At 65.7% G+C, this 22810-nt stretch carries 24 protein-coding genes; 12 read left to right on the top strand and 12 right to left on the bottom strand.

Annotated elements, in window-relative coordinates:
* Positions 1-306 precede the first annotated feature (306 nt).
* The 3 genes from BMY71_RS15680 (at position 307) to flaF (ending at position 3914) form a co-directional block, all read left to right on the top strand.
* The gene (locus tag BMY71_RS15680) at positions 307-2967 is read left to right on the top strand and encodes a DUF1522 domain-containing protein (protein ID WP_092684941.1); all 2661 of its coding nucleotides are present in this window, start codon (positions 307-309) and stop codon (positions 2965-2967) included.
* A gap of 195 nt (positions 2968-3162) precedes the next feature.
* The gene (gene flbT / locus BMY71_RS15685) at positions 3163-3543 is read left to right on the top strand and encodes a flagellar biosynthesis repressor FlbT (protein ID WP_011502092.1); all 381 of its coding nucleotides are present in this window, start codon (positions 3163-3165) and stop codon (positions 3541-3543) included.
* Positions 3544-3545: 2 nt separating this feature from the next.
* Positions 3546-3914 (top strand): flagellar biosynthesis regulator FlaF, encoded by a 369-nt coding sequence (gene flaF, locus BMY71_RS15690; RefSeq protein WP_011502093.1) that lies wholly within the window; start codon positions 3546-3548, stop codon positions 3912-3914.
* A gap of 97 nt (positions 3915-4011) precedes the next feature.
* On the opposite strand, the gene BMY71_RS15695 is transcribed toward flaF, so the two are convergent.
* The 4 genes from BMY71_RS15695 to BMY71_RS15710 all read right to left on the bottom strand — a co-directional run bounded on the left by BMY71_RS15695 (position 4012) and on the right by BMY71_RS15710 (position 6558).
* Positions 4012-4392 carry a hypothetical protein gene (locus BMY71_RS15695; protein WP_092684943.1) on the bottom strand — a complete coding sequence of 127 codons (381 nt, stop codon included), beginning with the start codon at positions 4390-4392 and terminating at the stop codon, positions 4012-4014.
* Between the two features lie 200 nt (positions 4393-4592).
* A complete protein-coding gene (locus BMY71_RS15700; RefSeq protein WP_011502095.1) occupies positions 4593-5078 on the bottom strand; it encodes a hypothetical protein in 486 nt (161 codons plus the stop codon).
* A gap of 17 nt (positions 5079-5095) precedes the next feature.
* Positions 5096-5437 carry a flagellar assembly peptidoglycan hydrolase FlgJ gene (gene flgJ / locus BMY71_RS15705; RefSeq protein WP_092684945.1) on the bottom strand — a complete coding sequence of 114 codons (342 nt, stop codon included), beginning with the start codon at positions 5435-5437 and terminating at the stop codon, positions 5096-5098.
* Positions 5437-6558 carry a flagellar basal body P-ring protein FlgI gene (locus BMY71_RS15710; RefSeq protein ID WP_011502097.1) on the bottom strand — a complete coding sequence of 374 codons (1122 nt, stop codon included), beginning with the start codon at positions 6556-6558 and terminating at the stop codon, positions 5437-5439. Before BMY71_RS15710 ends, flgJ begins: the two co-directional genes overlap by 1 nt.
* A gap of 310 nt (positions 6559-6868) precedes the next feature.
* On the opposite strand from BMY71_RS15710, the gene BMY71_RS15715 reads away from it, so the two are divergent.
* Both BMY71_RS15715 and dksA read left to right on the top strand, forming a co-directional pair.
* Complete coding sequence (locus BMY71_RS15715) at positions 6869-7285, top strand: flagellar assembly protein FliX (RefSeq protein ID WP_092684947.1); 417 nt, start codon at positions 6869-6871, stop codon at positions 7283-7285.
* 199 nt (positions 7286-7484) lie between these two features.
* Positions 7485-7850: an RNA polymerase-binding protein DksA gene (gene dksA / locus BMY71_RS15720; RefSeq protein WP_175557691.1), complete on the top strand. Its 366-nt coding sequence runs from the start codon at positions 7485-7487 to the stop codon at positions 7848-7850.
* A gap of 119 nt (positions 7851-7969) precedes the next feature.
* Here the strand turns inward: dksA and BMY71_RS15725 are convergent, their stop codons facing one another.
* The 5 genes from BMY71_RS15725 to flgF all read right to left on the bottom strand — a co-directional run bounded on the left by BMY71_RS15725 (position 7970) and on the right by flgF (position 11963).
* The gene (locus tag BMY71_RS15725) at positions 7970-8236 is read right to left on the bottom strand and encodes a DUF3551 domain-containing protein (RefSeq protein WP_011502100.1); all 267 of its coding nucleotides are present in this window, start codon (positions 8234-8236) and stop codon (positions 7970-7972) included.
* A 287-nt stretch (positions 8237-8523) separates the two neighbouring features.
* Positions 8524-9282, bottom strand: coding sequence for a flagellar basal body L-ring protein FlgH (gene flgH, locus BMY71_RS15730; protein WP_092684949.1), 759 nt, complete (start codon positions 9280-9282; stop codon positions 8524-8526).
* Positions 9283-9287: 5 nt separating this feature from the next.
* Positions 9288-10388 carry a flagellar basal body P-ring formation chaperone FlgA gene (gene flgA, locus BMY71_RS15735; protein ID WP_092684951.1) on the bottom strand — a complete coding sequence of 367 codons (1101 nt, stop codon included), beginning with the start codon at positions 10386-10388 and terminating at the stop codon, positions 9288-9290.
* A 13-nt stretch (positions 10389-10401) separates the two neighbouring features.
* Positions 10402-11190 carry a flagellar basal-body rod protein FlgG gene (gene flgG / locus BMY71_RS15740; RefSeq protein ID WP_011502103.1) on the bottom strand — a complete coding sequence of 263 codons (789 nt, stop codon included), beginning with the start codon at positions 11188-11190 and terminating at the stop codon, positions 10402-10404.
* An 11-nt stretch (positions 11191-11201) separates the two neighbouring features.
* Positions 11202-11963 carry a flagellar basal-body rod protein FlgF gene (gene flgF, locus BMY71_RS15745; protein WP_011502104.1) on the bottom strand — a complete coding sequence of 254 codons (762 nt, stop codon included), beginning with the start codon at positions 11961-11963 and terminating at the stop codon, positions 11202-11204.
* A 361-nt stretch (positions 11964-12324) separates the two neighbouring features.
* On the opposite strand from flgF, the gene fliL reads away from it, so the two are divergent.
* Genes fliL through BMY71_RS15765 form a run of 4 tightly spaced genes read left to right on the top strand, consistent with a single transcriptional unit; the run spans position 12325 to position 15229 of the window.
* On the top strand, positions 12325-12825 hold the full coding sequence (gene fliL, locus BMY71_RS15750; protein ID WP_092684953.1) for a flagellar basal body-associated protein FliL: 501 nt from the start codon (positions 12325-12327) through the stop codon (positions 12823-12825).
* 6 nt (positions 12826-12831) lie between these two features.
* Complete coding sequence (gene fliM, locus BMY71_RS15755) at positions 12832-14034, top strand: flagellar motor switch protein FliM (protein WP_011502106.1); 1203 nt, start codon at positions 12832-12834, stop codon at positions 14032-14034.
* Entirely contained in the window at positions 14031-14465 is a 435-nt protein-coding gene (locus BMY71_RS15760; RefSeq protein ID WP_011502107.1) for a DUF6468 domain-containing protein, read from the top strand. Before fliM ends, BMY71_RS15760 begins: the two co-directional genes overlap by 4 nt.
* Positions 14462-15229: a MotE family protein gene (locus tag BMY71_RS15765; protein WP_092684955.1), complete on the top strand. Its 768-nt coding sequence runs from the start codon at positions 14462-14464 to the stop codon at positions 15227-15229. The genes BMY71_RS15760 and BMY71_RS15765 overlap by 4 nt, the downstream gene beginning before the upstream one ends.
* Before the next feature lie 90 nt (positions 15230-15319).
* Here BMY71_RS15765 and BMY71_RS15770 read toward each other — a convergent pair whose 3' ends face one another.
* Positions 15320-15649, bottom strand: coding sequence for a GrlR family regulatory protein (locus tag BMY71_RS15770; RefSeq protein WP_011502109.1), 330 nt, complete (start codon positions 15647-15649; stop codon positions 15320-15322).
* Between the two features lie 338 nt (positions 15650-15987).
* Here BMY71_RS15770 and BMY71_RS15775 point away from each other — a divergent pair, with 338 nt between their 5' ends.
* Positions 15988-19737 carry a tetratricopeptide repeat protein gene (locus BMY71_RS15775; RefSeq protein ID WP_092684957.1) on the top strand — a complete coding sequence of 1250 codons (3750 nt, stop codon included), beginning with the start codon at positions 15988-15990 and terminating at the stop codon, positions 19735-19737.
* Positions 19738-19788: 51 nt separating this feature from the next.
* On the opposite strand, the gene fliP is transcribed toward BMY71_RS15775, so the two are convergent.
* Together fliP and BMY71_RS15785 are read right to left on the bottom strand one after the other, a co-directional pair.
* Positions 19789-20556 (bottom strand): flagellar type III secretion system pore protein FliP, encoded by a 768-nt coding sequence (fliP, locus tag BMY71_RS15780; RefSeq protein ID WP_011502111.1) that lies wholly within the window; start codon positions 20554-20556, stop codon positions 19789-19791.
* On the bottom strand, positions 20553-21596 hold the full coding sequence (locus BMY71_RS15785) for a flagellar biosynthetic protein FliO (RefSeq protein ID WP_092684959.1): 1044 nt from the start codon (positions 21594-21596) through the stop codon (positions 20553-20555). Before BMY71_RS15785 ends, fliP begins: the two co-directional genes overlap by 4 nt.
* A 336-nt stretch (positions 21597-21932) precedes the next feature.
* On the opposite strand from BMY71_RS15785, the gene flgB reads away from it, so the two are divergent.
* Together flgB and flgC are read left to right on the top strand one after the other, a co-directional pair.
* Positions 21933-22343, top strand: a complete 411-nt coding sequence (gene flgB / locus BMY71_RS15790; RefSeq protein ID WP_011502113.1) for a flagellar basal body rod protein FlgB — start codon at positions 21933-21935, stop codon at positions 22341-22343.
* 25 nt (positions 22344-22368) lie between these two features.
* Complete coding sequence (gene flgC / locus BMY71_RS15795; RefSeq protein WP_011502114.1) at positions 22369-22794, top strand: flagellar basal body rod protein FlgC; 426 nt, start codon at positions 22369-22371, stop codon at positions 22792-22794.
* Positions 22795-22810 lie beyond the last annotated feature (16 nt).

Below are 22810 nucleotides of genomic sequence, written 5' to 3' on the forward strand. Positions count from 1 at the left end.
GGGTCGCCGAAGCCGGTCTGCGTTTTGAGATATTGATTTTGCTTGCGTTTTTGCTGTCCGCGAGGCCTTAAGGGGCTGTTAACCATATTTTAAAGCCCGGCGGCCATAGTCTCGATGCTCAGGAAGAAGGTTGGCCGAGAATCGGCCGCGTTGATCCGGACCGCATTCGCGTATGTGCGTGCCCGAGGTCCCTCTCCAGAACAGGCGTCTAAACACAACCGGCAAGCGTCGCGGCAACGGCCCTCGACGCAAGCAGCAGCGCGCGACTGAAGTCGCCGCCCAGCGCGGATCAGGAAGGTTTGCACCATGTCTGATGTGGTTCTCTCGGCAGCGGTTCGCCAGAACCTGCTTTCGCTGCAATCGACGGCGGATTTGCTCTCGACCACCCAGAACCGTCTTGCGACCGGCAAGAAGGTCAACACCGCGCTCGACAATCCGACAAACTTCTTCACCGCGGCAGGGCTCGACAGCCGCGCCAGCGACATCAACAACCTGCTCGACGGCATCAGCAACGGCGTCCAGATCCTGCAGGCGGCCAACACCGGCATCACCTCGCTGAACAAGCTGATCGACACCGCCAAGTCGATCGCCAACCAGGCGCTGCAGTCGAACGTCGGCTACTCGACGAAATCCAACGTCTCGGCGACCATCGCGGGCGCCACGCCGGACGATCTGCGCGGCACCCAGACCTTCGCCAGCGCGACGGCTACCAGCAACGTGGTCTATGACGGCACCGCCGGCGGCACCAACGGCGTGTCGCTGACCGACACCCTCGGCGGCGGCGTCGGCAGCATCAGCGGCACCGCCATCACCAAGGCGATCGCCGCGGACGCCACGTCCACCGGCGGCGTGCTCTACACCGGCATCACGTCGACTCCCGCGACCGGCGCGGACCTGATCAGTTCGCTGACCAACGGCTCGACTGTGACGCCGACCGGCCCACAGGCCGGCGACACCATCGTGGTCAACGGCAAGAACATCACCTTCACCACCACGGGCTCGTCGACCGCCGACAGCAACGGCAACTACACGATCGGCATCAACCAGCCGATCAGCGCGCTGCTGGCGACCGTCGACACCATCAACGGCAACACCAGCAACCCGTCGGTGGTCGACGTCACCGGCCACATCGAGCTTCACACCGGCACCAACCGTGCGCTGGCGATCAGCGACACGTCGGGCGGAACGGTGCTGGCCAAGCTCGGCTTCGGCGTCAGCGTCTCGGTCCCGCTCGGCACCGGCGCCGCCTCGCCGATCACCGCGACCACCAAGCTGTTCAATACGGTCGGCGGCCTCGGCCCGGCGATCGCCGACGGCACCACGCTGACGGTCAACGGCAAGTCGGTCACCTTCAAGGCGAGCGAGCCGCCGAGCGCCGCGGGGCTGCTCGCCGGCTCCGGCGTGCTCGGCAATATCGTCACGGATACGTCGGGCAATTCGACGATCTATATGGGGACGAGTAACACATTCACCTCGGCCACCGTCGGCGATGTGCTGACCGCGATCGACCTCGCCAGCGGCGTCAAGTCGGCGACGATCGCCAACGGCGTCGCGACCTTCACCGCCAACGGCACGACGTCCCAGATCTCCGCCGGCGGCGCGGTGACGTTGCAGACCTCGACCGGCGCCGACCTCAGCATCACCGGTCCGGCCGACTTCCTGAAGTCGCTCAACCTCACCGCTTCGACCGGGCCGGGCCCGGCGACGCTCAACGCCACCCGGTCGACCGGCCCCGGCACCATCGGCAGGCTGATCGAGGACGGCTCGACGCTCAACGTCAACGGCAAGACAATCACCTTCAAGAATGCGCCGGTCCCGCTGCCCTCGGCCAGCCACACCGGCGTCACCGGCAATATCGAGACCGATGGCCTCGGCAATTCCACCGTGTATCTGCAGGGCGGCACCATGGCCGACGTGCTGAAGGCGATCGACCTTGCCACCGGCGTGCAGTCCGCGGCGTTGTCGCAGGCCGGTGCGACGCTGACGACGCAGACCGGTTCCGCCAATTCGTCGCTCTCCAGCGGCTCGCTGAAGGTCTCGACCGGCAGCGCCTCCGACCTCACCATCAGCGGCACCGGCAACGCGATGCTGGCGCTCGGCCTCGCAGGCAACACCGGCACCTCGACCGAGTTCAAGGCGTCGCGCTCGTCCGGCACCGGCGGCGTCGCCGGCAAGACCCTGACCTTCACCTCGTTCAAGGGCGGCACCCCGGTCAGCGTGACCTTCGGCGACGGCACCGGCGGCACGGTGCAAACGCTGGCGCAGCTCAACGTCAAGCTCGCGTCCAACAATCTGACCGCGCAGATCGACGCCAAGGGCTTGCTGACGATCTCGGCGAACAACGACTATGCCTCGGCGACGCTCGGTTCGGTCGCGGATGGCGGCGCGCTTGGCGGAACCATCACGGCGACGCTGAGCTTCACCACGCCGAATCCGCCGGTCGCGGACGTCAACTCGCAGGTGGCGCGCGCCAAGCTCGTCGAACAGTACAACAACGTCATTCAGCAGATCACCACGACAGCTCAGGACGCCTCGTTCAACGGCGTCAATTTGCTCAACGGCGACACGCTGAAACTGGTGTTCAACGAAACCGGAAAATCCACGCTGAATATCGTGGGCACCGCGTTGAGTCCGGCGGCGCTCGGCATGCCGACGCTGATGTCGGGCGTCGACTTCATCGACAATGCCGCGACCAACAAGACGCTGGCCTCGCTCAACACCGCGTCGACGACGCTGCGCTCGCAGGCGTCGTCCTACGGTTCCAACCTGTCGATCGTGCAGATCCGGCAGGATTTCGCCAAGAACCTGATCAACGTGCTGCAGACCGGCTCGTCGAACCTCACGCTGGCCGACACCAACGAAGAAGCCGCCAACAGCCAGGCGCTGTCGACCCGGCAGTCGATCGCGGTCTCGGCGCTGGCGCTGGCCAACCAATCGCAGCAGAGCGTGCTACAATTGCTGCGATAATCGCGACCGCGGCGATCGGCGAGGGCGCGACATCCGCCCTCGCGGCGCGGTGATTCGGCGGGTCGCAACGCCGCGCTCGACTTTTCCCCCGAAACACAGCACTGGATCGTCACGCAAAGCCTGCGCATAACAAGCGTACAGCTTGGCGTGACGATTCATCTTTGGTCGCATTGACCGCAATCAAAGGACAACACGATGCCCTTGCGAGTTGAACTGAAGCCGTTCGAACGGATCGTGATCGGGCAGAGCGTGATCACCAACTCCGACACGCGCACCACGTTTCTGATCGACGGCGATGCACCGATCCTGCGCGAGAAAGACATTCTCACCTCGGAGAGCGCGAACACTCCCGTGAAGCGCGTCTATCTCTGCGTGCAGATGATGTATCTGCAGAACGACATTCCCGCCTATCAGGAACTCTATCTCGGCTTCATCAAGGAGTTGCTCGAAGCTGTGCCGAGTTTTCGCGACACCATCGAGGCCACGAGTAATCTAATTTTAAGTGGCCAACTTTATAAAGCGTTGCGGGAACTGCGTCCGCTGATCAAGCGTGAAGAAGAACTCCTACAGAGGTAACGATGTCGAGTGCTGCTCAGGCGTATGCCCGCACCGCGCAAAGAACGGCTTCTCCCAGAGAGATCGAAGCGCAAGCGCTGCTCAAGGCGGCCAGGCAATTACAGGACATCGTCACTAACTGGTCCGAGCGCGGCGCCATCGGCTTGAATGAAGCGCTGATGTTCAACCGAAAGCTGTGGTCGATCTTCGTCAGCGATGCGATGCGCGACGACAATCCGCAATCGATCGAGATCCGTCAGAACATCGCCAACATCGGCGTGTTCGTGCTGAGCCAGTCTGCCGCGCTGCAGATGAAGGCTGAAGTCGAGCCACTGAAGGCTCTGATCGAGATCAACCGCAACATCGCCGCCGGTCTCAGCGGCCGCGCCTGACGTGGTCGGTTGTCGATTTTCTCACATCAGTACAGACAAGCAAAATCACCCGCGCTTGCGACAGCAAGCCGGGTCGATAAGATCAATGTCAGCTCGCTCAGGCCGTTCGGTCGGTCGGTATCGGACCGGAGCGCGGCTGAAGCTTCGATTGATCCTGTTCGCGGAAGTAGGCGCGAGCCTTGAGCTGCCACGAGTCAGGATACTGGTTGATCACCTCAGCCGTGCTCTGATCAACCGAGACGTAGACCATTGCGGCCGACGCCTGGTCGAAAATCACTTGGCGCGAGATGGTGTCGGCGCCGACCTTGGCGGCGTTGCTGGCCACGGCGTTGCTGCCGCTGGCGTTGGCCGTCGCAGTGACGCTTTGCGGCGCGGGTAATTGCGTCGCGACAGCCTTCTGGACCACCTCAGGCTCCGGCCTGACGACCGGCGGGATCACCAGCTGCCCGACGGGCTTAACGGTGAAGTCGAAACTCATGGCAGCCTCCTGGCTCCATTCAGTCAACCCATCCCCCCGCCAGACATGGTGCACGGAACCCCTAAAGCTCCCACTGCAATCTCCGTCGCCATTTAATTCAAATTGCCGGATGTGCTCGAAGCGTTCGCGGACGCCAAAGCACCGCCGGCTCGAGGGCCGGCGGCGCGTGGAAACGGGGCGTTCGTGTCAGGCGGGCGACGCTACAGCGAGCGACTGACCGCGATCGGCGTGAGGTTTTTCGGGCCGGGCGCAGCGCGCTTTCCATAAGCGGTGTAGGTCTGCGGAATGTTGCGGCGCTGCACCTCGGCGTTGACGCCGCGTACGATGCCCTCGGACACCGCGTGCGCGGTGGCGAGCACGGTGAGATTGACCTGCAGCATCGCGCGGAACACTTCGTGATGACGATGCAGACCGCCGAGCAGGTCGGGCGTCGCCTGCGCCATATAGGGCTGGCTGGCTTTCACCAGCGTGATCGCGACGATGTAGCGCCGGGTCCAATCGTTCTTGTCGCGCTCGAGCTTCATCGCTTCGGGGATCTTGCCGGCGCGAACCAGCTCGGTCTCGCGCTCGATCACCGCCAGCAGCGCGTCCATCACCTCGATCAGACTGTTGGCGAGCTTGCGTGCGTCGGCCGGCGACGTCACCGGCTGGGGAGCGGCGGCCTGTTGGGGTTGCATCTGCGTCATGGCGTCGTCCTTTGCGCTCAGGCTGCGCGGTTCGCCTGCTGGAGAATCGGGGTGCGGAATACGTCGCTGGCGATGCCGACGCCGCCGGCCTTCGCGACCGTCTGCGCATATTGATCCGTCAGCATCGACCGCCATACGCCGGTTCCCACGGTGTCGCCGAACGGACCATCGCCCTTCAGCCCGGAGGTCATCTGCGAGAACATCGAGTTCAAGAACATCGCCTCGAAGTCCTGTGCGGATTTGTGCGCCTTGGCCTGGGCCTTCGGCGAAACCTGGGCCAGCGCCTCGGTCAGCGCGATGTCCGGGCGGCCGTTGTAGCTCGGCGCGACGTGGGAATAGGTCACGGGAACAATTGACATCACATCACCTCGATATCGGCTTCGATGGCGCCGGCGGCCTTGATCGCCTGCAGAATGCCGATCAGGTCGCGGGGGCCGATGCCGAGGCCGTTGAGGCCGTCGACGAGCTGCTGCAGCGACACGCCGTCTTTCACCAGCGCCAGTTTCTTGCCGTCCTCGGTGACGCCGATCCGGGAATTCGGCGTGACCGTGGTGCGGCCGCGCGATAGTGGATTGGGCTGGCTGACCTGCGGGCTTTCGGAAATCGACACGGTGAGATTGCCCTGCGCCACCGCGACGGTAGCGACCCGGACGTCGCGGCCCATCACGATGATGCCGCTGCGCTCGTCGATGATGATCTTGGCGGCCTGGTCCGGCTCGACCTGCAATTGCTCGATTTCGGTCAGGAAGGCGACCGCGTTGCCTTTGAACTCCGCCGGGATCGAGAGCTGGACGGTCGAGGGATCGATCGGCTCGGCGCTCTTGGTGCCGAGGAAATCGTTGACCGCGGCGGCGATCCGCTTGGCCGTGGTGAAGTCGGCGTTGCGCAGCGCGAGCCGGACGTTCGGTAGCCGGTTCAGTGCGAATTCGATTTCGCGCTCAATGATGGCGCCGTTGGCGATCCGGCCGACGGTCGGCACGCCGCGGGTGATCTTGGCGGCCTCGCCCTCGGCCTGGAAACCGCCGATCGCCAGCGAACCCTGCGCCACCGCGTAGACGTTGCCGTCGGCGCCGAGCAGCGGGGTGACCAGCAGGGTGCCGCCTTGCAGATTCTTGGCGTCGCCGAGCGCGGAGACGGTGACGTCCATCCGGGTGCCCTGGGTGGCGAAAGCCGGTAGGTTTCCGGTTACCATCACCGCGGCGACGTTGCCGGTCCGGATCGTGGCGCCGCGGATATTGACGCCCATCCGTTCCAGCATCGCCTGCAGCGACTGCTTGGTGAAAGGGATGTTGTTGAGGGTGTCGCCGGTGCCGTTGAGGCCGACCACAAGGCCGTAGCCGATCAGCTGGTTCTGCCGGACGCCCTCGATATTGGCGAGGTCCTTGATCCGCGAGGTGGCGCTGGCGGCCACGCCCGACAGCAGCAGCGCAGACAAGGCGGCTGCGGCAAGCTTCAGGAGCGTGGGCGAAAAGCTCGGCATTCTCGGGTTTCCTCGGGCGCTGCTGCGGCGGGGCCGCAAGACAGTCACGCAACTCGCCATGCCAGACCTGTGCCAGTCTGATGGACGGTGGCAACTTGTTGATATTCCGAGGGGAAGGCGCCGGGCAGGGGGATTGGAGGAAGTTGTGGCAGCGCCAAAACTGCCGCCGGCGGCAAGTTTTGCCGATCGTTTACCGGCTATTAACCATAAACCGCGACGGTGGCCTCCGAGAGCCTCAACGCTCTTGCCGGCTTGGGTGTAAGCTGTTCAGGCGCGGCGCCTAGCCTGGAACTGTCCGGCGAGAGAGACCATGCGAATTTACGGCCCGAACGGCACCACAACTCCGACTTCCACCGGCAACGCCCGGCGCACGAGTTCGAGCGGCTTTTCGCTGCCGACCAGCGCCGCCCCGCCGGAACCGGGTCCCCGCGCGGTCAGCGCGCCGCTGGCGCCCACCGGGCTCGAGGCCCTGTTGGCGATGCAGGGTGTCGAGGACGCCACCGAGCGGCGCAAGCGTTCAGTGGCGCGCGGCCGGACCGCGCTGGACGTGCTCGACGACCTCAAGATCGGCCTGCTGGCCGGCAATTTCGATACCGCCACGGTGGCGCGGTTGCGCGCCGCGGCGGCGGAACTGAAGGCCTCGTCCGGCGACCCCGGTCTCGACGCGGTGCTGTCCGAGATCGAGTTGCGGGTCGAGGTCGAACTCGCAAAGGCCGGGCAATACTGATCAAGCCACCACCCCGGATCCTGCAGTTCCTGATCTGAAACAAGGTGCGAGCCGTGAAGCGGGCGGCGGACGATATTGTCTGTCACCGACGCGCGCTATATAAGCTCCCGCGCAGGCGGGTTATATTGCCGCCCAACAAGATCATGGATTGCCCTTGGATAAGTTGAAAAGCTATCGACCCTCCGAGAAAGAGCCGTTCATGAATGAACGGCAGCGCGAGTATTTTCGCGGTAAGTTGCTGGCCTGGAAGGATGAGATTTTGCGCGAAGCAAAGCTCACGCTCCAGACCCTTCAGGAAGAGAACGTCAATCATCCCGACCTGGCCGATCGCGCTTCGTCGGAAACCGACCGCGCTATCGAACTTCGTGCGCGCGATCGGCAGCGCAAGCTGATCTCCAAGATCGACTCGGCATTGCAGCGTATCGACGACAACACCTACGGCTACTGCGAAGAGACCGGAGAGCCGATTTCGCTGAAGCGCCTCGAAGCCCGCCCGATTGCGACGCTGTCGGTCGAAGCTCAAGAGCGCCACGAGAAGCGTGAGAAGGTTTATCGCGACGAGTAGTACGAAGCTTCGCTTCGCTGCCTCGGTCGTCCAAGATCAGAAGCGGGCCTTGCGCCCGCTTCTTTTTTGTCTGCCGTTGCGAAGCGTGACGTCCTGCCGCCGGCGCGCCAGCGACGGGATCAATACCGACGCTGGTGATGATGCGACCGTGGCTGCGATTGCGGCTCCTGTTGGGCACGGAACGCGAACACCGGGTTGATGTCGCAATAGGCCCTGGTCCCGGACGCGGTTGTCACGCACTGCTGATAGGAATCGAACTGGCAATTGCCGGGATAGCCCCATTCGCCGCCCTGCAGGCAATAGGGGAAGTCGCGGGCTTGGGCGGGCGCTGCCGCCAAACTGACAACGGTGGCGGCCGCAAACAGGACGGCGCTGGTTCTGGTCATGCGGCTCTCCATTTATCGAAGCTGTCGACGCGGCGTCGGTGAATGCACGGCGGAACTTAATGTGCCTGGGGCACGATGCAACGGCGAGCGCGCGGAATGTTCCATGCGCCGGATCACTTTGCCGCGGTGGGCTGGCGCGAGGACCGAGTCATGATCGGGTCACCTGAAAGGCACTCGGAAAGGGCCGCGGCCTCCATCCGGGGGAGAGCCGGAGGAGGCCGCGCTGGTACACCTGACCGCGCCTAGGTTCGCGATCCGGTGTGGGAGCTCGAGAATTCGGAGGCGGGTCAGAACGGCAGCAGCACGTCCATCACCTGCTGGCCGTAGCGCGGTTGCTGCACGTCGGTGATCTGGCCGCGGCCGCCATAGGCGATGCGGGCCTGCGCGATCTTGCTGCTATCGATGGTGTTGTCGCTCTGGATGTCCTCCGGGCGCACGATGCCGGCGACGATCAGTTCGCGAACTTCGAAATTGACGCGGATCTCCTGCTTGCCTTCGACCACCAGATTGCCGTTCGGCAGCACCTGCGTCACGACCGCGGCGACGCTGGTCTGCAACGCTTCCTGGCGCTGCACCGATCCCTTGCCGTCGGCCGTCGACGTCGAGTCGGTGGAGAGCAGCCGGCCTGGCAGCACCTGCGCGGCGTTGCCGGTCAGAAGTTTGCTGCCGGCGAAATCGGTGATGCCGGAATCTTCCGAACTGGAGCGGCTGCGCTGAGTCTGGTTGGCGATGTTGGCCTTGTCGGTGAAATTCACCGTCACCGTCATGATGTCGCCGACCTTGGCGGCGCGCTGATCGCGGAAGAACGCCCGCGAACCGTTCCGCCACAGCGAGTTGGCGTTGTAGGACGCGACCTCCGGCTTCGGCATCGGCATCTGCACCGGCTTGTAGCCCGGCTGCGTCGTCGGATTCTCGATCGCGCTCAGCGCCGGCCTTTCACCGATCGAGGCGAGCCGGTCGATCGACGAACAACCGCCGGCGAGACCGCCCGTCGCGAGCAGCGCGGTGATCAGGACGATGCGGTTGGTTGGTATTGACTTGAACATGAAACTTACTCGGTTCGGGCGGCGGCGGGGGCGACCGGGACGGCTGGGGCGATGGCGGTGTCGGCGGGAGCGCTCGGCGCCGTGGCGGGCTGCGCGCTGGCGAGAATGCGCGGCACGGCGACCGTCACCATGACCTGGCCGCGGCCGACCACGGTCGCGGACACGGTGCGCTTGGATTGCAGGTTGAGTACGTTCACCACGTCGCCCTCGGTGCCGGTCTCCAGCGCCTTGCCGCGCGACGTCAGGTAGATGCCGGCGGCCTGATAGATCAGCGTCACGCCCTGATCGCGGGTCACCAGATCGGGCTTGGCGAGATCGGTGCTACGCACGATCTGGCCGCTGCGCAGCGCGCGCCGCGCCTGCATGCCGATCACGGCGTCGCGTGCGATTGCATCGGAGGCGACCTCGGCCTTGGGCCGCCGCTCGATCGCGACGTCGGAGATCTTGATCACCTCGTTGCGTTCAACCGGCCGGGTCAGCACCACCGTAGCCAAGGTCTCGACCGCCGTGCCGGTGACGCGCAGCCGCACCGGTACGTTGCCGGCGGCGCCCGTGATCTCGAAGCTGATGTCGAACCGGCCGCTGCGTCGATCGAACCGCTCGGCGACGAGCTGCAGCGCGCCACTGTAGCTCGAAGGCAGGGTCTGGCTTTCGATCTCGCGGTCCCAGCTCAACGTGACGTCCTCGGCTTCGCCGAAACCGTGGCGGCGCTGCAGCGTTTCGATCACCTGCATCTGGATGTGCTTCGCCGGCAGGCTGCGGGCGAGGCGGGTCACGGTGACTTCGCGGATGTCGCGGGTGTCGACGCCAATCACCTGATGGGCACGCAGCGCGGCGATCACCGATGCGGTCGGCAGTGCGCCGGTGGTGCCGAGGTCGGGCGCACGATAGATCGCGATCCGCGCCGCGCCGCCGGCGTTGTCGATGACGTCGCCGATCCGCACCAGCTCGTCGGTCACCTCGACATGGGAGCGCAGCACCGGCGTGCGCAGCACCTCCTCGATCCGTGGGTCGAGGCCGGGCGCGGCGGCTGGCGGCGTCGACTCCGCCGCGGCTGCGGTGAGCGGCGCTGCGAGCAGCGTGGTGATCAGGAGTGAGCGGATCATCTGTCGGATCCCGTCAGCGGAACATGTTGGAAGTGGATTGCAGCATCTGGTCGGCGGCGCTGACGACCTTGGCGTTCATCTCGTAGGCGCGCTGCGCGGCGATCAGGTCGGAGATTTCGTTGACGACTTCGACGTTGGCCTGTTCGAGCGCCTTCTGCTGCATGTCGCCGAAGCCGTCGGTATTGGCGGTGCCGTCCTGCGGCGGACCGGAGGCCGGCGTCTCGGTGAACAGATTGTCTCCGATCGGCAGCAGGCCGGTCTTGTTGATGAAGCGGGTAAGGCCGATCTGGCCGAGCAGCACCGGCGTGGTGGAGCCGGGGACGTTCACCGTCACCTGACCCTGGGCGTTGATGGTGATACCCGAGGCGCCCGACGGGATCGTGATGGTCGGCTGCACCGGGTTGCCGTTCGAGGTGACGATGCGGCCGGTGTTGTCGGTGGTGAACGAGCCGTCGCGCGAATAGGTGAAGGTGCCGTCGGGCATCTGGATCTTGAAGAAGCCCTCGCCCCGGATCGCGATGTCGAGATCGTTGCCGGTGGGCGAGATCGTGCCCTGGCCCATCATCCGCGGGGTGCCGACGGTCTTGACGCCGCCGCCGATGTCGACGCCGACCGGGAGGATCGTGCCCTGGTCGGAGGCCTGCGCGCCGACCCGCCGGACGTGATCGTAGATCAGGTCCTGAAACGCCGCGGTCTGCTTCTTGTAGCCCGTGGTCCGCATGTTGGCGATATTGTTGGAGATCACCTGGACGTTGAGCTCCTGGGCGGCCATGCCGGTCGCCGCGGTGTAGAGTGCGCGCATCGTCGGTCTCCTTACGCCGGAACGTCGGCAAGCCGCTCGATTGCGGCCTTCTGCAGATCACTCTCCTGCTGCAGCAGCGCGGAGACGGACTGGTAGGAGCGGGTGACTTCGATCATCCGCGTCATTTCGAGCACCGAATTGACGTTCGACTTCTCGACGTAGCCCTGGCGAACGATCGCTTTGGGATCTGGCGCCCCGCGATCGGAGGTCGCGGCGAACAGGTTGCCGCCCTGCTTCTCCAAGCTTTGCGGCCGGGCGAACGACACCATCCGCAGCTTGCCGCGCAGCGAGTCGATCGTGGCGACGCCTTCCAGCACGCTGACATTGCCGTCCGACGAGATGTTGATCGACTTGTCGGTCGGTTGAAACACGATCGGGCCGGAATTGCCGAGCACCGGATAGCCGGACGCGTTGACGAGCTGACCCTGCGGATTGATCGACAGCTTGCCGTCGCGGGTGTAGCGCTCGCCCTGCGGCGTCTGCACCACGAGGAAGGCCGAGCCGTCGATCGCGACGTCGAGCGGGTTCTTGGTCTCCTCCATCGGGCCGGAGGCGAAGTCGTGATACGCGGCGCGGTCCTGCACGAAGCTGACCCGGCGGTCCTGCGCCTGGAAATTGTCTTCATGTGCCCCGGTGTTCAGGAATTCCTGGAACACGGAGCGCTCGGCCTTGAAGCCGTTGGTGTTGATGTTCGCCAGATTGTTCGCGACGACATCCATCTGCCGTTCGAGCACGACCTGCCGCGACAAGCCGACCAGAAGCGTATTCTGCATCGGTGGTTCTCCCTTTAAGGACCCGCGCCCGGTCCTCCCAGACCTCTCGCGGATCGCCGTGAACCACGCTCTCCCAAGCAGTGGTTCGCCAATCTGTCTTGCGAACCTCGTGCCAATTGCGAAAGACGATATATTTCAATCTGTTGATTGTTTTTGAAGGGGGCGGGGAGGTCGGCAATAAGGACTTGTTGACCATGTTGCCCGGCAAAATCTTCCTAGTTGGCGCGGTCTGGAAAGGTTCCGTTAACCATTGCTGCCCTAGCGTCGCCAGATCAGAGCCTCGGGCGCTGGCGGCTTTCGTTTCGCGTAATGGTTCGCCTTCGCGGCACGGCGGCTCTTCTCGCAACGCGGATTTGCGCCGATGGCGGACTCAGAGAAACCAGAAGAAGGCGCCGAAGCCGCAGAAGGCGCGGCGCCGAAGAGCAAGAAAAAGCTCATCATCATCGCCGCTGCAGCGCTGCTGCTGATCGGCGGCGGCGGCGGCGCGTGGTTCTTCCTGTTCGCGGGACATAAAGACGACAAGCACCATGCCGAGGCCGCCGAGAAGGTGAAGCCGCCGTCTTTCATCGAAGTGCCGGAGATCATGGTCAACCTGGCCGGTTCGCCGGGCGAACGGGTGCAGTATCTCAAGGCCAAGATCGTGCTCGAAGTGAAGGATGAGAAGCTGGTCGAGCAGATCAAGCCGACGATGCCGCGCATCACCGATCTGTTCCAGACCTATCTGCGCGAACTGCGCTCGGGCGACCTCAACGGTTCGGTCGGGATGTTCCGGATGAAGGAAGAGCTCACCCGCCGGGTCAACGTGGCGATCGCACCGGCGCAGGTCAGCGCCTTGCTGTTCAAGGAAGTACTGGTGCAGTGAACTGACATGGCTGGCCAGGAACAACTCGATCAAGACGCCATAGCTGCCCAATGGGAAGCGTCGATGGCCTCGGAGGACCCCGAGGCCGCAGCGAAGGCGGCTGAGGAGAACGAACTCACCGGGACGATGGCGGAGCAATGGGCCGCCATGGTCGAGGACGGCGGCCGCGATCTCGGCGCCGGCAAGAACAGCGGCGAGCGCGTGCTGTCGCAGGAGGAGATCGACAATCTCCTCGGCTTCAGCGTCGGCGAGGTGCATCTCGACGAGAACTCCGGCATTCGCGCGATCATCGACTCGGCGATGGTCTCCTACGAGCGTCTGCCGATGCTCGAAATCGTTTTCGACCGCCTGGTGCGATTGATGACGACGTCGTTGCGCAATTTCACCTCCGACAACGTCGAGGTTTCGCTCGACCGCATCACCTCGGTGCGGTTCGGCGACTACATGAATTCGATTCCGCTGCCCGCGGTGCTGTGCGTGTTCAAGGCCGAGGAGTGGCAGAATTTCGGGCTCGCCACCGTCGATTCCAGCCTGATCTATTCGATGATCGACGTGCTGCTCGGCGGCCGCCGCGGCCAGGCCGCGCTTCGGATCGAAGGCCGGCCCTACACCACGATCGAGACCAATCTGGTGAAGCGGCTGCTGCAGGTCGTGCTCGCCGACGCCGAGCAGGCGTTCCGGCCGCTGTCGCCGGTGGCGTTCTCGATCGACCGGCTCGAAACCAATCCGCGCTTTGCCGCGATCAGCCGTCCCGCCAACGCCGCGATCCTGGTGCGCCTGCACATCGACATGGAAGACCGCGGCGGCAACATCGAATTGCTGCTGCCCTACGCCACGATCGAACCGATCCGCGGCGTGCTGATGCAGATGTTCATGGGCGAGAAGTTCGGCCGTGATCAGGTCTGGGAGGGCCACCTCGCCACCGAGGTCGTGCAGGCCGAGATTTCGGTCGACGCGGTGCTGTACGAGGCCGAGGTTCCTCTGAAGCAATTGATGGCGCTGCAGGTCGGCGACACGCTACCGCTGGACCTGCGGGCCGATGCGCTGGTGGCCGTCCGCTGCGGCAGCGTCACATTGACGGAAGGCCGAATGGGCCGGGTCGGCGACCGCGTCGCCATTCGGGTCACCAAGCCGTTACGCAGGCCGGTCACGACCTACGCGATGTTCGAGCGGACCGATGAGCAGAGCAAAATGATGGAGGCACAATGAGCCACACCTTCGCACTCGTTATCGAAAGTCTGGTCGCCGTCCTGTTGATGCTGACCATCGGCTATTGCTGGCTCCTCAACAAGCGGCTGCTGCGGCTCAAGGCCGACGAGCAATCGCTCAAGGCGACGATCGGCGAACTGATCACCGTGACCGAGATCGCCGAGCGCGCGATCGGCGGGCTCAAGCTGACGGTGCGCGAAGTCAACGACAATCTCGGCCGCGACATCGCCTCGGCGACGGCGCTGTCCGATCATCTGAGGAAGCAGCTCGCCGAAGGCGACAACGTGCTGCGCCGGCTGTCGAAGATCGTCGCGGCGGCGCGGCCGTCCTCGGAGCAGACCGACGAGCCGGTGTTGTCGGCGGCGCGCGCCAACGCCGCGGCGGCGGAGGCGTTCGCCGAGCGGCGACGGCATAGCGGCCTGGCTGCATGAACGCATTTCGCGACATCCGCATCCTTCCGGTCGTGCTGGTCGCGATCCTCGGCCTTGTCGTGCTCAAGGTCGCCGGGTTGATGCTCGATGGCGGCTATATGTTCGATTACGATCCCAAGGCCACCAAGCCGTCTTGGGCGCAGGCCAACCTGAATTTTCCCGGCGGCAACGCCAAGACCGGAGATTCCGACATCACCGGCTCGGTGCCGGCGGCGCCGAAGAAGGAAGAGCCGAAGCCGGTGGTCGCGCCGCCGGAGGAGGCCAAGCCGGCCGAGACCGAGCCGCCGCAGGCGATATCTCCCGCCGAGCGCGCCATTCTGGAGCGGCTGCAGGCTCGGCGGCAGGAACTGGATGCGCGCGCGCGAGAGGTCGAAATCCGCGAGAGTCTGCTGAAGGCGGCGGAGAAGCGGATCGAGTCGCGAGTCGAGCAGATAAAGGCCAGCGAGGGCGAAATCGGAAAGGCGACCGAGCAGAAGACCGAAGCCGACGCCGCGCGCTTCAAGGGCATCATCACGATGTACGAATCGATGAAGCCGAAGGACGCGGCGAAGATCTTCGATCGGCTCGAGATGCCGGTTCTGATCGAAATCGCTTCGCAGATCGCGCCGCGCAAGATGTCCGACATTCTCGGTCTGATGACGCCCGAAGCCGCCGAGAAGCTGACGGTCGAGATGGCGCGCCGGGCCAGCGGCAGGTCGGCCGCCACGGCGTCGGCCGCTGCGCTACCGAAGATCGAGGGCCGGCCGCTTCCGCCGCGGCAGTAACGGCCGAACAGCGGTCGGTCCTGATCCAATCCGAACCGGACCGCTTCGATGATGCGTCTTGTACGCGACTTCGCTCGAAAACGCTGGATTCTAATCGCAGATCCGCGTCAGCACCGCCTTGAATCCGAGTGACGGAGATTCCGCTGCGACGCCCTCGACCTGCGCGTAGTCGCCGATCGAGGAGCCGTGGAAATCGACCCGGACTTCGTCGAGGCCGAATACGGATGGCTGGCTCGGATCGCTGGTGTGACGTCGACTGGTGATCTTGCCGCGGATGGAGCCGCCGTCCTGCTCGTAGTAACCGATATAGGCAAAGGCGGAACTACCCCCGCGGAGCCTGCCGCTATCCGCAAACACGACGCCCACCGCCTTGCGGCGCGGCGTTTCGAACTCGACTTTGTACAAGCCCTTCAGCAACATTGTCGGGAATCCTGAATGAAACTGGCTGGATCGGGAGTCTCACTGTCGCATCGTCGTCGTGAGGTGAGCGGACGAATGCATATTCGTCTTTGATCATATACCAGAAAACGTGTTGATCCGATCCTGTTAAATCATAGATTGCAACTTATGATTCACGACCCGGTTGCTAGATCCGCTGGCCGGGGTGACCGCGCAAATGGTGGATGGTTAAGCTAACGTTAACGGCTTTCATGGTGGAGTGGCGCGTGAGTGCCCGCGCTGAACCCGCGCGTGGAACAATGCGAGAAGGCGGGACGCGGCCCGCTCGGCAGAACAGGGTCGTTGACCGGAAGACACGGATGGCGCGGATGGCTGCCGCTGCAGTTTGGTCGCAGGCGCTCTGCTGGCGCCTCGCACGATTCTGTCTGGCGTTAGGGCTCGTTCTCACCATCGCGCTCGCAGCGCGGCCGGCGGCCGCGCAAGCGGTGCGCGGCGAAGCCAGCTTCGATGCGACCGGCGGCTATGGCCGGCTGTTGCTCAAGCTTGCCGAGGACGTCGAGTCCGACGTCACCATGGCCGGACTGATCCTGGTGATCCGCTTCAAACGTCCGGTGGACATCCCGATCGACAAGCTCGCCGACTCCGCCCCGAACTACATCGGCTCGGCGCGTCTCGACCCCGACGGGTCTGCGGTGCGGCTTGCGCTGGTCCGCAAGCTCAACGTCAATCCGATGGCGGCGGGCGAGCGGCTGTACGTCGATTTTCTTCCCGACAATTGGTCGGGCGCGCCGCCCGGCCTGCCGCAGGACGTCGTCAAGGCGCTGGCCGAACGCGCGCGCCTGGCGGAGCGTGCGCTGCGGGCGCAACAGGCGAGGGCGGACGTCAAGAAGCGGCCGCCGATCCGTGTCCGAGCCTCGATGCAGCCGACCTTCGTGCGCTATTTGTTCGAGATCCCGAACGACGTCCAAGTCTCCTCGACGCTGACCGACAAGAAACTGACGGTGTCGTTCAACACCGGGCTGAGCTTCGATCTCGCCGATGCCCAGCTCGCCGGCGCTCCGAACGTTGGAGCGATCAGCCAGAGGATCGACGGCAATGGGTCCAGCGTCGATTTTCCGCTGATCGGTGGAGCCGACGTGCGCTCGTTCCGCGAGGAGAAGAACTTCGTCGTCGACGTCGGTTTCCAGCCGCAGGACGGTGAGCCGCTGAAGCGGAACTCGTCGGCGCTGACGTTGCCGGAGATCGCCAAGCTCGAACGCAAGCCCGCTGCTCCGGCGCGCGGCGCAGAGAACGGCAAGGCCGACACCCACGGTGCCGGCGACGCCGACCACGCGACGCCGGAAACCAAACCTGCCGCCAAGCCCCAGGCGCAGGCGGCGCCGCAATCCGCGGCCGCACCGCCGAAGGCCGCCGCGGCAGCGCCGGCGCCCGCTGGCCCTCCGCCGCGCCAGGCCGAGGCAGCAACGCCGTCCAAAGCCGCTGCGCCGCCTGTTGCGGCGCCTGTCGCGGCCGTGCCCACGTCCGCCGCGCCGGCCACGGCTGGCGCCGAGGCTTCGGCTGCACCCGCCGCCTCGCCCCAGCCAAGCGCTGGTCCGGTCGTCGCGGAGAACCCGCAAGCGCCGCCACCCGCTCCGGCCGACGCCGTTGTCGCAATGCCCGCCGCGGCGTCGAGCGCCGCCCGTGCCGCTGAGGCGCGCCGTTCGACCGACGGCCTCCAACTCACATTCACCTTCGCGACGCCGACCCCGGCGGCGCTGTTCCGGCGCGGCGAAATGATCTGGCTGGTGTTGGACAACACCGCTCCGTTCGATCTCGCCGCGATCCGCCGCGAAGGCGGCGGCATCGTCGGCGACGTCGCCCGGGTCGCGCTGCCGCAGGGCCAGGCAGTTCGCATCCGGCTCGATCGCCCGCAACTGGCCGCGCTGAGCGACGAAGACGGCTCCGGCAAGAGCTGGTCGATCACGCTGGCCGATTCCGGTCGCGGCGCGTCGCGACCGCTGACCGCCGTGCGCAACATCGCCGATCCCGCCCGCTCCACCGTCACTGTCGCGCTCAACGGGCTCGGCCAGATCCATCGTCTCACCGATCCGGAAGCCGGCGACGCGCTCACCGTCGTGACCGCGCTGCCGCCGCCGCGCGGCTTCATCAAGCGGCAGACCTTCGTCGAGTTCAATCTCCTGGAGTCGATCCACGGCGTGGTGATCGAACTGAAGTCCGACGACGTCACCGTCGACGCCGCGGCCGATGCGGTGGTGCTGACGCGACCGGGCGGGTTGACGCTGTCGTCGGCCGAGCCGGCTGGGCAGGCCGGCTCGCCGACCGAGAAGCCGTTCTTCGACATCGCGCAATGGTCGAAGGATCAGGAAGGCCGTTTCCTCGAGGTCCTCGACGCGAAGGTCAACGCGGCGTCGGCCGCGACCGGCGACGACAGGCTGCCGGCGCGGCTCGATCTGGCGCGGTTCTACATGGCGCGCGGCCTGTATCAGGAAGCCAAAGGCGTGCTCGACCTCGCGCTGCTCGGCGTCAAGACCGGGCAGGAGGACACCGCGACGATGATCGGCCACGCCGCGGCCAGCGCGCTGATGTCGCGGCCGGAGCAGACGCTGAAGGACGTCGCAAATCCGGCGATCTCCTCGACCTATGACGCGCAACTGTGGAAGGGCGTCGCGCTGGCGCGGCAGGGCAAATGGCCGGAAGCGCGTGAGAAGCTGAAGACGGTGCAGTTCGCGGTCACCGCGCTGCCGCTCGACATTCAGCGCGAGGTGCTCGCCGCGGCGATGCGCGCCTCGCTCGAAGTGCGCGATTACTCCGGCGCCGCCAAGATCAGCAGCGACTTCGATCTGGTCGGAATTCCGGCGCAGATGAAGCCGCAGCTCGCTTTGATGCGCGGTTGGCTCGACGAGTCGCTCGGCCGCGATCAGGAGGCGCTGCGAAAATACAAGGAGGCGATGGGCTCGTCCGACCGCCAGGCCGCCAGCGAGGCCAAGTTTCGCGATATCGTGCTGCGCTCCAAGCGCGACGAGCTGACGCCGGCCGAAGCGCTGCCGGAGCTCGAACGGTTGTCGGTGACGTGGCGCGGCGACGACCTCGAGGTCCGCACCCAGCAATTGCTGTCGAAGCTCTACGCCAACGCCGGCCGCTACCGCGACTCGCTGGCTGCGGCGCGGATCGCGACGCAGCTCGCGCCGAACTCCGAATACGCGCGTCAGGCGCAGGACGACAGCCGGGCGCTGTTCTCGCAGATCTTCATCGGCAGCAAGGGCGACGACATCCCGCCGATCGAGGCGCTGGCGACGTTCTACGAATTCCGCGAACTGACGCCGATCGGCCGTCGCGGCGATGAGATCATCCGCCGGCTCGCCGATCGGCTGGTCGCTGTCGATCTGCTCGATCAGGCGAGCGAGCTGTTGCAGTACCAGGTCGACAAGCGGCTCGAAGGCGCGGCGCGCGCCCAGGTCGCAGCGCGGCTGGCGATGGTCTATCTGATGAACCACAAGCCCGACCGCGCGATCGCCGCGTTGCATTCGTCGCGGATCGCCGACCTCGCCGGCGAAATACGTCAGCAGCGGTTGCTGCTCGAAGCGCGGGCGCAGAGTGACATCGGCCGTCACGATCTCGCGCTCGACATCATCAGTAACATCGGCGGTCGCGAGGCGATCCGTCTGCGCTCCGATATCTACTGGGCGTCGCGGCGCTGGCGGGAATCCTCCGAGCAGATCGAATTGTATCTCGGCGATCGCTGGCGTGATTTTACGCCACTGTCGCAGGCCGAAAAGGGCGATGTGATCCGCGCCGTGGTCGGCTACGCGCTGGCCGAGGATGCGCTCGGTCTCGGCCGCTTCCGGGAGAAATTCGCGCCGCTGATGACCGACCCGGCCGACCGCGCCGCCTTCGACATCGCCAGCAGGCCGGCCGCCGGCGACAGCGCGGCGTTTGCCGCGATCGCCAAGATGGCGGCGAGCGTCGACACGCTCGAAGGCTTCCTGCGCGAGATGAAGCTGCGCTTCCCCGACGCGACCGCCCGCGCCGCGCCGCCCGGCGCCGATATGAACTCGACCGGCTCGCTGCCGGAGGTCCCGAAGGTCCGCGTCATCAAGATGACGCGGTAGGCGTCGAGCCACGACGACAGGGGCTATGCAGCGCCTCGAGCGCCGCGCGGACTACCCGCTGCCCGAATAGCTCTGCACCAGCGAGCCCGCGACCAGCGACCAGCCGTCGACCAGCACGAAGAAGATCAGCTTGAACGGCAGCGACACCACGACCGGCGGCAGCATCATCATGCCCATCGACATCAGCACCGATGCGACGACGAGGTCGATGATCAGGAACGGCAGGAACAGCAGGAAGCCGATCTCGAAGGCGCGCTTCAGCTCCGAGATCATGAAGGCCGGCATCAGAATGCGCAGCGACAGCTCTTCCGGCGTGGCCGGCGGCTGCTCGCCGGACAGATCGAGGAACAGCTTGAGGTCCTTCTCCCGGACGTTCTTCTGCATGAAGATGCGCAGCGGTCCGGAGGCGCGCACCAGCGCATCCTCGACGGCCATCTCGTTGGCGATCAGCGGCTTGATGCCGTCGTCGTAGGATTTTTGCAGCGTCGGTCCCATCACGAAGCCGGTGAGAAACAGCGCCAGCGCGATGATCACAGAGTTCGGCGGCGCAGTCGCCGTGCCGAGCGCGGTGCGCAGCAGCGACAACACCACCACGATCCGGGTGAACGACGTCATCATCACCAGGATCGACGGCGCGATCGACAGCACGGTCAGCAGCGCGATCAGCTGGATCGCACGCTCGGTCACTCCGGTGCCACCGGCGCCGCCGAGATTGATGCTGACGTCCTGCGCAAGCGCCGGCGTCGCCAGCGCGGCTGCGGCGGCGATCAGGACGGTGAGGAAGATGAATACTCTACGCGGTGTGGCCGGGCGGCTCACGAAGGCGTCTTCGGACGACCCAGCAGAGACGCCATTTCGTCTTCGAGGCTCTCGAAGCCTGATTTCGTCGACGCCGGCGTCGCAGCCGGTGGCTCGGGGCGCGGTTCGGGCGCGCGGGGCGCCGGGCGGGCCGTCGGCTCGGGGGCGGCCGGCGGCGCGGCGGTCTCGGGCTTGGCGTCCGGCGGACGGCGGAGCGCCGCCTCGAGCCGGTTGGCCATCTCGGCGAGGTTCTGGTCCGCGGCCGAGACCGCGGCGGGCGTCGGCAGAACGGGCGCGGCCGGGGCCGGGGCCGCGGGCGGCACAGGCGGGGCCGGGCGTTCGGTCCGAATCGGCGGCTGCGCCTTCGGCGGTTCGGGACGCGGCGGACGCGGCATCGCAGGTTCCGCGCGCGGTCGCGGCGCCGGGTCCATCCGCGGCTCGGGGCGGGATTCGGCGCGCGGCTCGGGGCGCAATTCAGGCCGGGGTTCGGAGCGCGGGTCGGGTCGGGCGATCGGCAATTCCGAACGCGGCATCGGTTCCGGGCGGGTCATCGGCTCCGGGATCAGGCCGGCGAAGGGATCGTTGCCGGGAAATTCGGTGGTGCGCCGCTGCGGCATCGGCGGCGGCGCCGGACGACGCGCTTCGTCGGCGAAGGAGGGGCGTGACGGCCGCGGCGGCAGTTCCGGCGTCTGCGGTTCGGGCGATTCGGTTGCGCCCTCGGCTTCCCAATCCGCCGGGGCCAGCCGCGGCTCGACGCCCAGGCCCGGGCGCTGCGCCGCCTGCTCGCGCGCCGGATTGGCGCGAATGATGTTGGATTCCACAACGATGTCGCTGGGGCCGCCGATCATCAGAAGATGCTCGACATTGTCGCGCCGCACCAGCACCAGCCGCCGCCGGCCATCGACAGCGGCGGCGTCGATCACCGCCAATCGGGGCATCCGGCCGCTCTTGGTGTGAGCGCCGAGGCGGTTGCCGGCGAAGCGCCGCACCAGCCAGGCGGCCGCTCCGATCATCGCCAGAACGGCCAGAAACGCAAAAAAGAACATCAATGGCTGCGGCATACTCGATCCCCGGAGAGAAGCGCGTCGCCTTCAGCTTCGTCTAAGGCGGCCCCCGACACGGGTGCAGGCTCGACGACGCGGCGCGCGCTCCTTTCATCCTTCTTAATAAGCAGCGGCAAGAACTGCCATCCGATTTTTCTCATCCGCCACGATTCATGGGGACCAAATCGCCTTCGACCGGCCGCAAACGCCAAGCCGGGGGCTGCGAAACAGCTCTTGTTAACGAACAGGCAAGCCTTTCGTAACCAATCTTAACCGGCCGTTAACCATGACCCCGGCAAATTCTGCCTACTCCGGCGGTGTCACACAGGCGCCGTGACCGGGGCGGAGGCGGCGATGGCGGTCAATGATCTTTCGATGCTGGCGGCGCTGCGCACCAAGATGCAATGGCATCAGGAGCGCCAGAAAGTGCTGTCCGAGAACGTTTCGAATTCCGACACTCCGAACTTCCAGCCGCGCGATCTGGTCGAGCCGAAATTCGATTCGACCGGGCGCGTCACCGCCAGCACTTCGGGCGGGGCGCTGCCGATGATGATGACGAGCACCTCGCACCTGAAGCCGCCCGGAGGGACCGTTTCGTTTTCGGAGGATCGCCGGATCGGGTTCCAGACACGTCCGGCCGGCAATGCCGTCACCCTCGAAGACCAGATGATGAAGGTGTCGGCCAACCAGATGGACTACGCCGCCGCGACCTCGCTCTACAGCCGCAGCCTCGGCCTGATCAAGACCGCGATCGGCAAGCGCTGACCGGCGCCAACAGGGAGATTGAAAAATGGCAAATGAAGCAGGCGACTTCGCAAGGTCGATGGGCATTGCCACCTCCGGGCTCCGCGCGCAGGCCGGGCGGATGCGGGTGATCTCGGAGAATATCGCCAATGCCGAATCCACCGCGCAGACCGCGGGCGGCGATCCGTATCGCCGCAAGGTGCCGACATTCACCTCGGCGCTCGACCGCTCGCTCGACGCGCGCACCGTGGCTCTCGGCCGGGTCAAGCCGGACACGTCGGCCTTCCGCGTCAAGTACGAGCCGACCAATCCGTCCGCCGACGCCGCGGGCAACGTCAAATATCCGAACGTCAATTCGGTGATCGAGATGACCGACATGCGCAACGCGCAGCGGTCCTACGAAGCCAACCTCAACGTCATCAGCGCGACGCGCCGGATGATTCAGCGCACCCTCGACATCCTCAAGGCCTGACCGGACCTGATCCAGG

The sequence above is a fragment of the Rhodopseudomonas pseudopalustris genome, assembly GCF_900110435.1.
Taxonomy (GTDB): Bacteria; Pseudomonadota; Alphaproteobacteria; order Rhizobiales; family Xanthobacteraceae; genus Rhodopseudomonas; species Rhodopseudomonas pseudopalustris.

Excerpts from the sequence above, each read along its gene's own strand:
- BMY71_RS15680 (WP_092684941.1), top strand. The coding sequence starts at position 307 with ATGTCTGATGTGGTTCTCTCGGCAGCGGTTCGCCAGAACCTGCTTTCG.
- flbT (WP_011502092.1), top strand. The coding sequence starts at position 3,163 with ATGCCCTTGCGAGTTGAACTGAAGCCGTTCGAACGGATCGTGATCGGG.
- flaF (WP_011502093.1), top strand. The coding sequence starts at position 3,546 with ATGTCGAGTGCTGCTCAGGCGTATGCCCGCACCGCGCAAAGAACGGCT.
- BMY71_RS15695 (WP_092684943.1), bottom strand. The coding sequence starts at position 4,392 with ATGAGTTTCGACTTCACCGTTAAGCCCGTCGGGCAGCTGGTGATCCCG.
- BMY71_RS15700 (WP_011502095.1), bottom strand. The coding sequence starts at position 5,078 with ATGACGCAGATGCAACCCCAACAGGCCGCCGCTCCCCAGCCGGTGACG.
- flgJ (WP_092684945.1), bottom strand. The coding sequence starts at position 5,437 with ATGTCAATTGTTCCCGTGACCTATTCCCACGTCGCGCCGAGCTACAAC.
- BMY71_RS15710 (WP_011502097.1), bottom strand. The coding sequence starts at position 6,558 with ATGCCGAGCTTTTCGCCCACGCTCCTGAAGCTTGCCGCAGCCGCCTTG.
- BMY71_RS15715 (WP_092684947.1), top strand. The coding sequence starts at position 6,869 with ATGCGAATTTACGGCCCGAACGGCACCACAACTCCGACTTCCACCGGC.
- dksA (WP_175557691.1), top strand. The coding sequence starts at position 7,485 with ATGAATGAACGGCAGCGCGAGTATTTTCGCGGTAAGTTGCTGGCCTGG.
- BMY71_RS15725 (WP_011502100.1), bottom strand. The coding sequence starts at position 8,236 with ATGACCAGAACCAGCGCCGTCCTGTTTGCGGCCGCCACCGTTGTCAGT.
- flgH (WP_092684949.1), bottom strand. The coding sequence starts at position 9,282 with ATGTTCAAGTCAATACCAACCAACCGCATCGTCCTGATCACCGCGCTG.
- flgA (WP_092684951.1), bottom strand. The coding sequence starts at position 10,388 with ATGATCCGCTCACTCCTGATCACCACGCTGCTCGCAGCGCCGCTCACC.
- flgG (WP_011502103.1), bottom strand. The coding sequence starts at position 11,190 with ATGCGCGCACTCTACACCGCGGCGACCGGCATGGCCGCCCAGGAGCTC.
- flgF (WP_011502104.1), bottom strand. The coding sequence starts at position 11,963 with ATGCAGAATACGCTTCTGGTCGGCTTGTCGCGGCAGGTCGTGCTCGAA.
- fliL (WP_092684953.1), top strand. The coding sequence starts at position 12,325 with ATGGCGGACTCAGAGAAACCAGAAGAAGGCGCCGAAGCCGCAGAAGGC.
- fliM (WP_011502106.1), top strand. The coding sequence starts at position 12,832 with ATGGCTGGCCAGGAACAACTCGATCAAGACGCCATAGCTGCCCAATGG.
- BMY71_RS15760 (WP_011502107.1), top strand. The coding sequence starts at position 14,031 with ATGAGCCACACCTTCGCACTCGTTATCGAAAGTCTGGTCGCCGTCCTG.
- BMY71_RS15765 (WP_092684955.1), top strand. The coding sequence starts at position 14,462 with ATGAACGCATTTCGCGACATCCGCATCCTTCCGGTCGTGCTGGTCGCG.
- BMY71_RS15770 (WP_011502109.1), bottom strand. The coding sequence starts at position 15,649 with ATGTTGCTGAAGGGCTTGTACAAAGTCGAGTTCGAAACGCCGCGCCGC.
- BMY71_RS15775 (WP_092684957.1), top strand. The coding sequence starts at position 15,988 with ATGGCGCGGATGGCTGCCGCTGCAGTTTGGTCGCAGGCGCTCTGCTGG.
- BMY71_RS15785 (WP_092684959.1), bottom strand. The coding sequence starts at position 21,596 with ATGCCGCAGCCATTGATGTTCTTTTTTGCGTTTCTGGCCGTTCTGGCG.
- flgB (WP_011502113.1), top strand. The coding sequence starts at position 21,933 with ATGGCGGTCAATGATCTTTCGATGCTGGCGGCGCTGCGCACCAAGATG.
- flgC (WP_011502114.1), top strand. The coding sequence starts at position 22,369 with ATGGCAAATGAAGCAGGCGACTTCGCAAGGTCGATGGGCATTGCCACC.